Annotated in this window: 8 protein-coding genes; 6 read left to right on the top strand and 2 right to left on the bottom strand. The window is 72.4% G+C overall.

The genetic code is table 11. The features are described 5' to 3' along the window. Positions 1-102: 102 nt before the first annotated feature. Together ACWER9_RS15145 and ACWER9_RS15140 are read right to left on the bottom strand one after the other, a co-directional pair. Positions 103-570: a hypothetical protein gene (locus ACWER9_RS15145; protein ID WP_452302396.1), complete on the bottom strand. Its 468-nt coding sequence runs from the start codon at positions 568-570 to the stop codon at positions 103-105. A gap of 261 nt (positions 571-831) precedes the next feature. After that, on the bottom strand, positions 832-3,537 hold the full coding sequence (locus ACWER9_RS15140) for an MGH1-like glycoside hydrolase domain-containing protein (RefSeq protein WP_452302395.1): 2,706 nt from the start codon (positions 3,535-3,537) through the stop codon (positions 832-834). Between the two features lie 42 nt (positions 3,538-3,579). Between ACWER9_RS15140 and ACWER9_RS15135 the strand changes: the two genes are divergently transcribed. From ACWER9_RS15135 to ACWER9_RS15110, 6 genes are all read left to right on the top strand, one after another. Then, positions 3,580-5,523, top strand: coding sequence for an amylo-alpha-1,6-glucosidase (locus ACWER9_RS15135; RefSeq protein WP_452302394.1), 1,944 nt, complete (start codon positions 3,580-3,582; stop codon positions 5,521-5,523). A 137-nt stretch (positions 5,524-5,660) separates the two neighbouring features. Beyond that, positions 5,661-6,986, top strand: coding sequence for a glycosyltransferase family 4 protein (locus tag ACWER9_RS15130; RefSeq protein ID WP_452302393.1), 1,326 nt, complete (start codon positions 5,661-5,663; stop codon positions 6,984-6,986). Positions 6,987-7,064: 78 nt separating this feature from the next. Further along, positions 7,065-8,777, top strand: a complete 1,713-nt coding sequence (locus ACWER9_RS15125) for a serine/threonine-protein kinase (protein WP_452302392.1) — start codon at positions 7,065-7,067, stop codon at positions 8,775-8,777. Positions 8,778-8,896: 119 nt separating this feature from the next. Continuing rightward, entirely contained in the window at positions 8,897-10,510 is a 1,614-nt protein-coding gene (locus tag ACWER9_RS15120; protein WP_452302391.1) for a serine/threonine-protein kinase, read from the top strand. Positions 10,511-10,613: 103 nt separating this feature from the next. Then, on the top strand, positions 10,614-11,423 hold the full coding sequence (locus ACWER9_RS15115; protein ID WP_425777369.1) for a metal-dependent hydrolase: 810 nt from the start codon (positions 10,614-10,616) through the stop codon (positions 11,421-11,423). Next, on the top strand, positions 11,420-12,358 hold the full coding sequence (locus ACWER9_RS15110; RefSeq protein ID WP_452302390.1) for an amidohydrolase family protein: 939 nt from the start codon (positions 11,420-11,422) through the stop codon (positions 12,356-12,358). The genes ACWER9_RS15115 and ACWER9_RS15110 overlap by 4 nt, the downstream gene beginning before the upstream one ends. Positions 12,359-12,574: the final 216 nt, after the last annotated feature.

The raw sequence follows: 12,574 nt of genomic DNA, 5'->3' as shown, positions 1-12,574 counted from the left end.
TGCCTCCGCAGCCCTTGAGACGGCAATGTCCGAGATGTTGCGCGAATCTTGCGGGCAGGTGGGGCAGGGTGTTGGCGCCGGTCAGTGAGCTTTGTGAACGGCTCACTCATCAGACAGCCCCTTGATGCCATGGGTTTTGAGCAGCTCGGGTAGGGGGTTCACCGCGCGCCGACGGCCGAGACGCCAGATGCGCCCCACATTTGTGGACGCGTTGGGTCCCGGTACGTCGTAGGGACCGCCTCGGGGGTAGACCGTCAGGCTGCTTCCCCACATCCCCATATCCACCCAGCCCATGCGCTCGATCTCAGCCCAGGTGTACGAGCGCCGCAGACCTGAGCGATCGCGGACCAGCAGACCCAGGTCGTCGGCGAATACCGCGTTTCGCGAGCTCGTGACGGCGACGACGATCGGGCCAGCGCCGAACACCAGGACGATCCAGCTGACCAGGTCGAAGAGCACCCCGACAGCGATCATCACGATCATGAGCACGCCCGGTATCGCGATGGCGGGCCAGAGCCGGGACTGATCGAGGACCTTCATCTCGCCCACCGGCTCCACCGACTCCCCCACGACCGATCACGATAGTGAGGGATGCGCACACTCGCTGCCCACGCAAACTGCCCGCAAGCTGCGGCCCACGCGCACTCGCGGCTCACGCGCTGCCACCTGCGCTCAATCTGCCACCCGCGCAGGCCGCCACCCGCACCGGGACCCGCATGATCGTGCTCGATCCTGGATCGAGTGGCCTCAGTGCGCCAGCGACACCACTACAACATGGATCGAGCACGATCATGCCGGCGGCAGGCAGGCGGCACGCGGGGCGGGCGGGGGTCAGCGGCGGAGGGTGAGGATCAGGTCGGCTACCAGGGCCGTCCAGCCGGTCTGGTGCCAGGCGCCCAACCCGGCCCCGTTGTCGCCGTGGAAGTACTCGGGGAAGGCGATCAGGTCGCGCCAGTCCGGATGGGTCTGGAACATCTGCGCGGCACCGTAGATCGGCCGTCGACCCCAGTCGTCCTGGGTGAAGAGCGAGATCAGCCGGGCGGAGAGGTCGTCGGCGATCTCGTCCAGGGTGCGCTTCACCCCGGAGCGGGTCGGGTATTCCACCTGGAGGTCGTCGCCGAAGAACGCCGCGTAGTCGCGCAGGGCGCTGATCAGCAGGAAGTTCGTCGGCATCCAGATCGGGCCGCGCCAGTTCGAGTTGCCGCCGAACAGGCCGCTCGTCGACTCGGCCGGCTCGTAGCCGACGGAGAACTCCTGACCGCCGAGGGTGACCGAGAACGGTTTGTCCAGGTGTGCGCGGGACAGCGTACGGAGGCCGAAGTCGGAGAGGAACTCGTCGGGGTCGAGCATCCGGGCGAGCAGGCGGACCACCTGCTCCGGGCCGACCATGGACAGCAGCCGTTGCTGGCGGCCGTCGGGGCCCAGGCGGCGGGTGCCGATCACCTGGGAGTACTCCGGCCGGTTGGTGAGGAACCAGCGCAGCCGGGCACCCAGCTCCGGTAGGTGGTGCAGGGTCCGGGCGGTGAGCCGCGTGGTGGCGGCCAACGGCAGCAGGCCGACGACGGAGCGGACCTTCAACGGCACCTTCGTGCCGTCGGCGAGGCGCAGCACGTCGTAGAAGAAGGCGTCCTCGTCGTCCCACAGCCCCTGCTCGTACGCGGCGGCGGCGATGTAGGCGAAGTGCTCGAAGAACTTGGTGGCGGTGTCCACCCAGGTCCGGTCGTGCTCGGCAAGCACGATCGCCATGTCCAGCAGGTTGAGCGCGTACATGCCCATCCAGCCGGTGCCGTCGGACTGCTCCAGCACGCCGGCCACGGGCAGCGCCGCCGAGCGGTCGAACGGCCCGACGTTGTCCAGCCCGAGGAAGCCGCCCTCGAAGACGTTGTTGCCGCCGGTGTCCTTGCGGTTGACCCACCAGGTGAAGTTGAGCAGCAGTTTGTGCATCACCCGGGCCAGGAACTCGTAGTCCCGGCCGCCGTCGATCTCGAACACCTTGAGCGCCGCCCACGCGTGCACCGGCGGGTTCACGTCGCCGAACGCCCACTCGTACGCCGGGATCTGCCCGTTGGGGTGCAGGTACCACTCGCGGAGCAGGAGCAGGATCTGCTCCTTGGCGAAGCCCGGGTCGACCCGGGCGATGCTCACGCAGTGGAAGGCCAGGTCCCAGGCCGCGTACCAGGGGTATTCCCACGGGTCGGGCATGGAGATGACGTCGAAGCTGGTCATGTGCCACCAGGCGCTGTTGCGCCCGTGTCGACGCCCGGCCGGCGGGGTCGAGCCCGGGTCGCCGTCGAGCCAGCGTTTGACGTCGAAGTGGTAGAACTGCTTGCCCCACATCAGCCCGGCGATCGCCGTCCGGGCGACAAGCGCCTCGTCGGGGGTGGCGGCCGGCGGGATCACCCCGGCGAAGAAGCGGTTCGCCTCGGCCCGCCGCGCCCACACCACGGCCTCGAAGCCGTCGCTGAGGTCGGCCGGGGGTGGCGGCGCGGCGGCCGGCGGCGACGCGGTACGGGTCAGCCGCAGCCGGATCTGGCGCTGCCCGCCGGCCGGCACGTCGAGCACGTAGTGCAGCGCGCCCTTGGTGCCCTCCCGGGCCGGGTTGACCGTGGCCGCGCCGTTGACGACGTGGTCGTTGATGCCGTCCTTCGGGTACGGCGAGCGGCCGGCGAGGCCCCAGAGCCGCTCGGCGTTGGTGTCGTTGTCGCAGAGCAGCGGCACCGGGCCACCGTCGCCCTCCAGCAGCAGCTGGCCGAGCACCCGGTGCTCGCCGACGAGCCGGGTGCCCTGGCCGGTGAGCCGGGGGATCCGGTCGCCGCCGGGCAGGCCCCAGGACCAGGTGTTACGGAACCACAGGGTGGGCAGGACGTGCAGGGTCGCCGGCTGGTCGCCCCGGTTGGCGACGGTCACCACCATGCACAGGTCGGTCGGGGACGCCTTGGCGTAGTCGACGGTCACCGCCCAGTACCTGTCGTCGTCGAAGATCCCGGTGTCCACCAGCTCGTACTCGGTGTCGTCGCGGCCGCGCAACGCGTTGACCGCGACGAGTTCGTCGTACGGGAAGGCGGCCTGCGGGTAGTGGTAGCGCCAGCGCATCCAGGAGTGGGTGGGCGTGGACTCCTCGTACCACCAGTACTCCTTGGCGTCCTCGCCGTGGTTGCCGCTGTCGCCGCCGAGGCCGAACATCCGCTCCTTGAGGATGGGGTCCTTGCCGTTCCAGAGGGCGAGGGCGAACGCGAAGGTCTGTCGTTCGTCGCAGACGCCGGCCATTCCGTCTTCACTCCACCGGTAGGCTCTGGACCGCGCGTGGTCATGCGGGAAGTAGTCCCAGGCCGTACCGTGCTCGCTGTAGTCCTCCCGTACCGTCCCCCACGCCCGTTCGGACAGATAGGGACCCCATGCGCGCCAGTCCTGCTCCCCCGAGTCGGCCTGGGCGAGCCGGAGCCGCTCAGCGTCGGGTGGCGAGGCGTCGGAGGACGATCGGTCAGTGATCACGTGCACATCTTTGACGTCGCCGCGGTACTTGACCACAGCGGCCATTCTCGTCGTGGCGTGTTACACGTTGCCGACGGTGGAGGAAAGTTGATCGACATTCACTTCGGCCCGCAGGTCTGTGGCGACCTGACCAGCGCGGCAAGCCGGGAGTGGCTGGTCCCCGACGGGCTCGGCGGCTATGCGATGGGCACCGTCGGCGGGCTGCGGACACGTCGCTACCACGGCCTGCTCGTGGTTCCCGGCGAAACGCCGGCCTCCCGCCAGGTGGGACTGGTCAGTCTCGATCCGGCGGTCACCCTGCCGTCCGGCGCACGGGTTCGCCTCGGCGCGCACGAGTGGGCCTCGGGCGACGTGGACCCGCGCGGCTTCGAGCTGTTGGAGCGCTTCGACCTCGTCGACGGGCTGCCCCGGTGGCGGTGGCGGATCGGCGCGGTGGTGATCGAACGGGAACTGGCCATGCTGCCCGGCCGTTCCTGCGTGGCGGTGGTGCACCGGCTGGTCGCCGGTGGGCCGGTGCGGTTGGAGTTGTCGGCCGCCTGCACCTGGCGCGACGCGCACGGCGAACGGCGCGCCGACGGCCCGGTCCCGCAGGTCGAGCCGGTGGCCGACGGCGCGGTGGTCGAGGGCGCGTACCGGCTCTCCGGCCCGGGTTGGTCGCCGGAGGGGCAGTGGTGGCTTGGCGTGCACCACCGGGAGGAGGCCAACCGGGGCCTGAACGCCGACGAGGACCTCTGGTACGCGGGCCGCTTCGCCGGTGAGCTGGAACGCCCCGGCGACACGGTGTCGGTGCGGGCCTGGGCCGGTCGACTCGACGAGGAGCCGCCCCCGGCCCCGGAGGTCGTGGCGACCGCGCGGGCGCGCAACCGGCGGGTGGTGGCGGCGGCGAAGCCCGCCGACGACACCGACGCCACCCTGGCGCTTGCCGCCGACGCGTTCGTGGTGCGCACCCACCAGGCGGCGGTCGACGTGGTCGCCGGCTACCCGTGGTTCGGGGCGTGGTCGCGGGACACGATGATCTCGTACGAGGGGTTGTTCCTCTGCACGGGTCGCGCCGACGAGGGCCGGGAGCTGCTGCGGGCGTACGCGGCGACGCTCTCCGAGGGGATGCTCGCCAACACGGCCGACACCGGTCGGGTGGAGTACAACACCGTCGACGGCACGCTGTGGTTCCTGCACGCGGTGAGCCGGCACGTCACCGTCACCGGTGACACCGACCTCGGCGACGAGTTGTTGCAGGCGCTGCGCGCCGTGGTCGACGCCCACACGGCCGGTACCCGGTACGGGATCCGCGTCGACCCGGCCGACGGGCTGCTCACCCAGGGCGCCGCCGGCACCGCGCTGACGTGGATGGACGCCCGGGTGTACGGGGTGCCGGTCACCCCGCGTACCGGCAAGCCGGTCGAGGTCAACGCGTTGTGGATCAACGGGCTGGCCGGGCTCGCCGAGCTGACCGAGCTGGCCGGGCAGAACGCCGACGAGCTGTGGCGCCGCCACGGGCAGGCCACCACCTCGTTCCGGGAGCGGTTCCCGGCCCCGACCGGCTGGCTGCACGACGTGCTCGACGCGCCCGCGCCGGCGTACCCGCTGGGGGGCGCCGCGCTGCACGACGACGACGCGTTGCGCCCCAACCAACTGCTCGCCTGGTCGCTGCCGTACGCGCCGATGGAGCCGGACGAGGTGACGCTGCGGCGGGTCGCGGGCGGCCTGCTCACCCCGCTCGGGCCGCGCAGTCTCGCCCCGGACTCCGCGGAGTTCGTGGGCCGGCACCGGGGCGGCCCGGCCGACCGGGACGGGGGCTACCACCAGGGCACGGTCTGGCCGTGGCTGCTCGGCCCGTACGTGGACGCCGCACGCCGAGGAAAGATGTCCGTCGATGACGTATTCGTCGGCATTGAGGCCCATTTGATGGAATATGGGATAGGCTCAGTAAGCGAAACGGCCGACGGCCTCGCGCCACACACCGCTACCGGGTGCCCGTTCCAGGCATGGTCGGTGGCCGAGCTGCTGCGGGTGCGGCGAAAGAGCCAGTAGCGCTTTACACGACCGCAACGGTGGTGTCGCCGCTGGTTATCGCGATCCCGGCAGGATTGGCCTCGATCCAGACGCGACGGCGACATCGACTCCGGTGTCGGTCGGCGCGCGCCCGGAGACAACTCAAAGGGGGCCGCATGTCACTCGATGCCCACGTGATCGACATCAACCCCGCCCGACAGCTGCGGGTGCTGATGCTCTCCTGGGAGTACCCGCCGGTGCTCGTCGGCGGTCTCGGCCGACACGTGCACGCCCTCTCCGTCGCCCTCGCCGCCGCCGGCCACGAGGTCACCGTCGTCACCCGCCACGCCGACGGCGCACCCCTGGAGGAGTACGCCGACGGCGTGCGCATCCTGCGCGCCCCCGAGGACCCGGTCGCCTTCCCCCTCGCCACCAGCAGCCTGCTGGCCTGGACGATGGCCTTCAACCACACCCTCACCCGCACCGCCCTGCGCGCCACCGAATCCGGCACCTACGACGTCATCCACGCCCACGACTGGCTGGTCGCGCACACCGCCATCACCCTCGCCGAGCACCTGGACCTGCCCCTGGTCACCACCATCCACGCCACCGAGGCCGGTCGGCACCAGGGCTGGCTGCCGGAGGAGATGAACCGCACCATCCACGGCGTCGAGCACTGGCTCAGCGGCTCCTCCATCCGGGTGATCACCTGCTCCGGCTACATGCGCGACCAGGTGACCGCGCTGTTCGACGTACCGGCCGCCCAGGTCGACGTGGTGCCCAACGGGGTCGACGACCGGGCCTGGCGGGCCCGCCCCCGAGCGGTCGCGTCGGCCCGCGCACGGTTCGCCGCAGACGGCCCCCTCGTCGGGTACGCCGGGCGACTGGTCTACGAGAAGGGCGTCCAGCACCTGGTACACGCCATCCCCCGGCTGCGCGAACGGCACCCGGGGCTGCGCGTGGTGATCGCCGGCGACGGCCCGTACCGCACCGAGTTGGAGGCGGAGGCCCGGCGACTGGCGCTCAGCTCGACCGTCCGGTTCACCGGGTTCCTCGACTCCACCCAACTGCCGGCCATGCTCGGCGCGACCGACGCGACAGTGGTCCCCAGCCTCTACGAACCGTTCGGCATGGTGGCGCTGGAGGCGGCAGCCGCCGGAGCACCGCTCGCCGTTGCCCGTACCGGCGGCCTCGCCGAGATCGTCGAACCCGGGGTGACCGGGGTGACCTTCCCGCACAGCGACCCGGACGCGCTCGCCGGCGCGGTCGGCCAACTCCTCGGCGACGAGGTCTTCGCCCGGCGGTTGGCCCGCCGGGCGCGCACGATGGTCGGCGAGCGGTACGGCTGGGCCACCATCGCGGCCCGCACCGCCGCCAGCTACGCCACCGCCCGCCGCGAACACGGCCCCGTGCGGGCCCGCCGCGCCGCCGCCAAACTGGCCGGCGGTCGGACCCAGATCGCCATCCCGGAGGGGAACCTGCTCACCGCCGTGCTGAAGTGAGTCGGCCGACCGATAGGTGACTTCCGATCCGCTGGTTAGGGTGTAGCCCGGACAGCGGCTGAGGAGGAGCGTGCACAGGTGCTGATCGCCGGTCGGTACCGACTGCTCGATCTGGTGGGTCGCGGGGGCATGGGTCGGGTGTGGCGCGCCCGCGACGAGATGCTGCACCGCGAGGTCGCGGTCAAGGAGATCGTTCCGCCGAGTTGGTTGACCGAGCACGAACGCGACGAGGTGCGCTCGCGCACCATGCGGGAGGCGCGCGCCGCCGCCCGACTCAACCACCCGGCCGTGGTCCGGCTCTACGACGTCGTCGCGGTCGACGGCAGCCCATGGATCGTCATGGAGTACGTCCCGTCCCGCACCCTCCAGGACGTCATGGACGCCGAAGGGCCCCTCGATCCGGCCCGCGCGGCCCGGATCGGCCTGGCCGTGCTCGACGCCCTGCAGGCCGCGCACACCGCCGGGGTGCTGCACCGCGACATCAAACCGCAGAACGTGCTCGTGGCGCACGACGGCCGGGTGCTGCTCACCGACTTCGGGCTGGCCACCTTCGACGGCGGCGACGGCGCGATGACCCGCCCCGGCATGGTCCTCGGCTCCCCGCAGTACGTGGCCCCGGAGCGGGCCGCCGAGGGTGCGTCCACGGTGGCGGCCGACCTGTGGTCGCTCGGGGCGACCCTGCACGCCGCCGTGGAGGGGCAGTCCCCGTACGCCCGCAGCACCGCCATGGCCACCCTGAGCGCACTGGCAGCCGGCCCACCGGACCCGGCCCCGCACGCCGGGGCCCTCGCGCCGGTGTTGGCGGGGTTGCTGCGCCGTCACCCGCGTGACCGCCTCGACCACGACGAGGCCCGTGGGTTGCTCAGGATGGCCGCGACCGGCCGTGCCGAGCCGCCATCGGCGACCGACCGGCTCCCGACCGACGGGCCGAGGCCGGGCCTGGTCGCCCAACCCGCCGCCGTCGACGACGACCAGGACGTCACCATCCCGCTCCCCGACCCGGCCCATAACCCCGCCACGGCCTCCCCCGCGCCGGGCGCAGACCGGGCGGCCCGGGGGCGCGCCCGCCGGATGGCACTGATCGGTGTGGCGCTCCTGGTGGCCGTCGCGGCCGGTGTCGGTACCGCGCTGACCTTCTCCGGCGACAAGCCCGACGACGTCGCCAGCTCGCCCTCCCCGCAGCCGTGGGATCGTCCGCCCGACGGCGGCCCGGGCGGCCCGGGCGGACCTGGCGGACCTGGCCCCGACGGGCCCGGGCCGCCGCCGAACGGGCGGGACGGCCCTCCGCCGCCGTTCGCGTGTGTCCGCCCGCACATCGCGGGCACGCCCGTGCTGGCCGGCGACCCGGCCCCCGGCGAACGGTTCCGACCGCCGCCGGGCTGGGTCTGGCACGCCGACACCACCGGCTTCCGGGTCTCCGTGCCGGCGACCTGGTACTACTCCCGCGACGATGGGGTGGCCTGCTTCCAGGACCCGGCGACAGGTCGGGCCTTCAGCGTCACCCCGGGCAACAGCGCCAAGCCGCTGGTCCGGCTGCGCGCGGCCCGAGACGCGGCCATCGGGGCCGGGGCCCTGCCGGCGTACGACGAGATCCGGCTCGCCACCGCCGACGGCGGGGCGGAGTGGGAGTGCCGGTGGCAGGCACCCCACGGCGGCCTGTGGCTGCACGCCCGGCAACAGGCCGTCGACACCGGCCGCTGGACGCTGGGGTGGATCACCCACGACCAGGACTGGGCCGGGGCCGCCACCGACTGGCAACCGGTGCGAGATAGTTTCCGACCACCCCGCTGACCTGCACCGTATGGCCATGATCCGGACCACCGTCCGGCGTGGATCGAGGCCGCTCAGTGGATGAGAAAGCCGCCTTTGGTGGCTATCGTGGATCCCGGGGTGACCAAGGGGGAGCGGCCGTGCAGCAGTTGCTGATCGCGGGTCGGTACCGGCTGCTCGACCTGGTCGGCACCGGCGGGATGGGCCGGGTGTGGCTTGCTCGCGACGAGATGCTGCACCGCGACGTCGCGGTGAAGGAGGTCGTGCCGCCGTCCTGGCTGGCCGAGACCGAGCGCGAGGAGTTGCGGCTCCGGACCCTGCGTGAGGCGCGCACCGCCGCCCGGCTCAACCACCCGAACGTGGTCCGCCTCTACGACGTGGTGCACGACCGGGAGAGCCCGTGGATCGTGATGGAGTACGTGCCGTCCCGGTCGGTGCAGCAGATCATCAGCGCCGAGGGGCCGCTGAGCCCGCAGCGTACCGCCCGGATCGGGCTGGCGGTCCTCGCCGCGCTGCGGGCCGCACACGCCGCCGGAGTGCTGCACCGCGATGTGAAACCACACAACGTGCTGGTGGCCGACGACGGGCGGGTGATGCTCACCGACTTCGGGCTGGCCACCTTCGACGGCGGCGACGGCGCGATGACCGGCCCCGGCACGGTGCTCGGCTCACCGCAGTTCGTCGCCCCCGAGCGAGCCCGCGAAGGGGTGTCCGACGCGCGGACCGACATGTGGTCGCTTGGCGCGACGCTCTACGCGACTGTCGAGGGGCAGTCCCCGTACGCCAGGTCGAGCGCGATGGCGACGCTCAGCGCGCTGGCCATCGAACCCCCGGATCCGATGCGTCGGGCCGGTCCGTTGCGTCCCGTCCTCACCGGCCTGTTGCAGCGCGACCCCTGGCGGCGGCTGACCGCCGTCGAGGCGGAGCCGCTGCTGCGCAGCGCGGCGACAGGCCACGACGAGCCCGGGTCCGTGCGGTCCGCGGCGGTCGCGGCGGTCCGCGGCGTCAGCCGGGCCGTCGCGCCCCACCCGACCCACCCGGAGGCCCCGCCGGGCGGCCCGGCGACGCCGACACAGCGCCCGCCACGCCGGCGACGGCGTCTGATCGCCCTGGGCGGCGCCGCCACCGCCCTGCTCGTCGCGGGAGGCGTCACCCTGGCGCTGCTCAACCGGCACGATGGGCGCACCCCACCGTCCGGCTCGGGTGGCGGCGCGTCGACCTCCCGGCCCGCGGCGTTCGCCTGCGCGTCGTTCCCCCCACCGTCGGCGACCCCGGTGGTGGCGATGTCACCACCAGCCGACGCGAAGTACGGGCTGCGCGAGGGTTGGACCTGGTACGACGACCCGACCGGGTTCCGGATCGCCGCCCCGGTGGGTTGGGCGCGCTGGACCGAGGGCCCGGTGACCTGCTTCCGGAAGTCCACCGGCTCCCGGGTGCTCAGCGTGGAGGCGGGGCCGGCCCGCCCGGACCCGGTGGCGCACTGGACGGCCGAGGAGGCTCGGCTGACCGCGAGTGGAGCCCTACCCGGCTATCGCAAGGTGGACATCTCCGCGATGGACATCTTCGAGGGTGGCGCGGTGTGGGAGTGCGGCTGGCAGAACGCCCTCGGCGTTCCGGTCCACAGCTTCCGGCTGCTCGCCAACACCTCGGCCGACCGCTCCTACACCGTCTCGTGGTTGACAGAAGAGTTCGACTGGCAGGTCAACGCGGCATACTTGCCGATGATTCGGCAGAGCTTCACCCCCACCCCGTGACCCGCTCCGATGTGGACCTTCCGGGTGATGCCCCTGCGGCGCCGACGCTGACTACAGTGGCGTAGTTTTGGGCGCTCAAGATCCCTGGGGAGGGTGAGCCGAGATGATGGGACCGCAACACGCGCTGTCCGGCGCGGCGGTGTGGCTGGCTGGCTCCTGGGCACTGGAGCAGTTCGCCGACTACCACCAGTCGCCGCTCGCGTTGGCAGTGGGCACCGCGGTGTGCGCCGGTGGCGCGCTCTTTCCCGACCTCGACATGTCGGGCAAGGTGACCAAGAACCAGGGCGGGGCCACCGTGGCCCGCACCTTCGGAGTCTTCTCACTCTTCGCCGCCGAGGTGATGGAGAAGATCTCCCTCGGGGTCTACTACGCCACGAAGCTCAGCAGGGACCCACGCCGCAACAACGGGCACCGGACGCTTACCCACACGCTGCCGTTCACCGTGCTTGTCGGGTGGGGCACCACCGCGCTCTGCGCCGCGTACGGCAAGTGGGCGGTGATCACCATCCTGTTCTTCATGTTCGGCCTGGCGCTACGCGGATTGTTCGACGAATGGGCCGAGCGGGCCGGCTGGGTGATCATCACCCTCGCGTCGGCCGGGGCGGCCTGGTTCACCTTCGCCAACCTGCCGGGCGGACGCGGCTATCCGCTGATCGGCACCGCGCTTGGCGTGGGCTGCTTCGTACACATCCTCGGCGACATGATCACGCGAGCCGGCGTGCCGATCCTCTGGCCGATCCCGATCAAACGACGCATGTGGATGATGATCGGCCTGCCGAACAAGATCGCGCTGCGGGTCGGCAGCAAGGCCGAAGTGGTCGGCATGCGCATCGCCCTGACCGTCGTCTCGGCACTCGCCACCGTCGGGCTGATCGCGCCCTCCGTGCTGAGCCGCTTCGACATCGACATATGACCGACCCCGCGCCGGTGCCGCGCCACACGGCCAGCGACCACCCGCCGGTCCCACCCGACGCGGACGAACGCGTACCGGAGTTCTCCCGCGCACTGGGCCTGCCCGGCCTCGCCGACGTGCACGTGCACTTCCTGCCGCCGCGACTACTGCGTCGGGTGTGGGCCTACTTCGACGCCGCCGGGCCGCTGGTCGGCACCGAATGGCCGATCCTGTACCGGTGGAGCGACGCCGACCGGGTCGCGCACCTGCGCCGGCTCGGCGTGAAGGCGTTCAGCGCCCTGGCGTACGCGCACCGGCCGGGCATGGCGGCGGAATTCAACCGCTGGACCCTGGACTTCGCCCGCGACACCCCCGGGTGCCTGGCCTCGGCCACGTTCTACCCCGAGCCGGACGCCCCCGACTACGTCGAGGCGGCCCTCGCGGAAGGCGCCCAACTGTTCAAGCTGCACCTGCAGGTCGGCGGCTTCGCGCCCACCGACCCGGCGCTGGACCAGGTCTGGGGGATGCTGTCCGACGCGGGTGTGCCGGTGGTGGTGCACGCCGGGCACGCCCCGGTCGGGACCGCCCACACCGGCCCCGACCCGTTCGCCGCCCTGCTCGCCCGCCACCCCCGGCTGACCGCAGTGGTGGCGCACATGGGCGCCCCGGACTACCGGGCCTTCCTGGACCTCGCCGAGACCTACGAACAGGTCCGGCTGGACACCACAATGGCGTTCACGCCTTTCTTCGAGCAGCTCATCCCCTTCCCCACCGACGAGTTGCCCCGGCTGCGCGAGTTGGGGCTGGCCGGCAAGGTGCTGCTGGGCAGCGACTTCCCGAACATCCCGTACCCCTACGCCGACCAACTGACCGGGCTCGCCCGGCTGGACCTGGGCGACGACTGGCTACGCGCGGTCTGCTGGGACAGCGCCGCCACCCTCTTCAACCTGCCCTGACCGGCACCCGCCACGCCCGCGCCCGCCACGCCCGCGCCCGCCACGCCCGCGCCCGTTGCGCCCCGCCGCCTCGCGCCCCACGGTGCCGAGCCGCGCCCTCGTCCCACACCGACGCCCTGTGCCGACGCCCTGTGCCGACCCGCCGTCGGTCCGCCGTGCGGCGCCGAGCCCTCGCGCCCCGCGCCCCGCGCCCCGCGCCCCGCGCCCCGCGCCCCG

It is taken from the genome of Micromonospora sp. NPDC003944, from assembly GCF_053605225.1.
The sequence above is the reverse complement of the archived record's forward strand: the minus strand, read 5'-3'. Positions and strand labels throughout refer to the sequence as shown.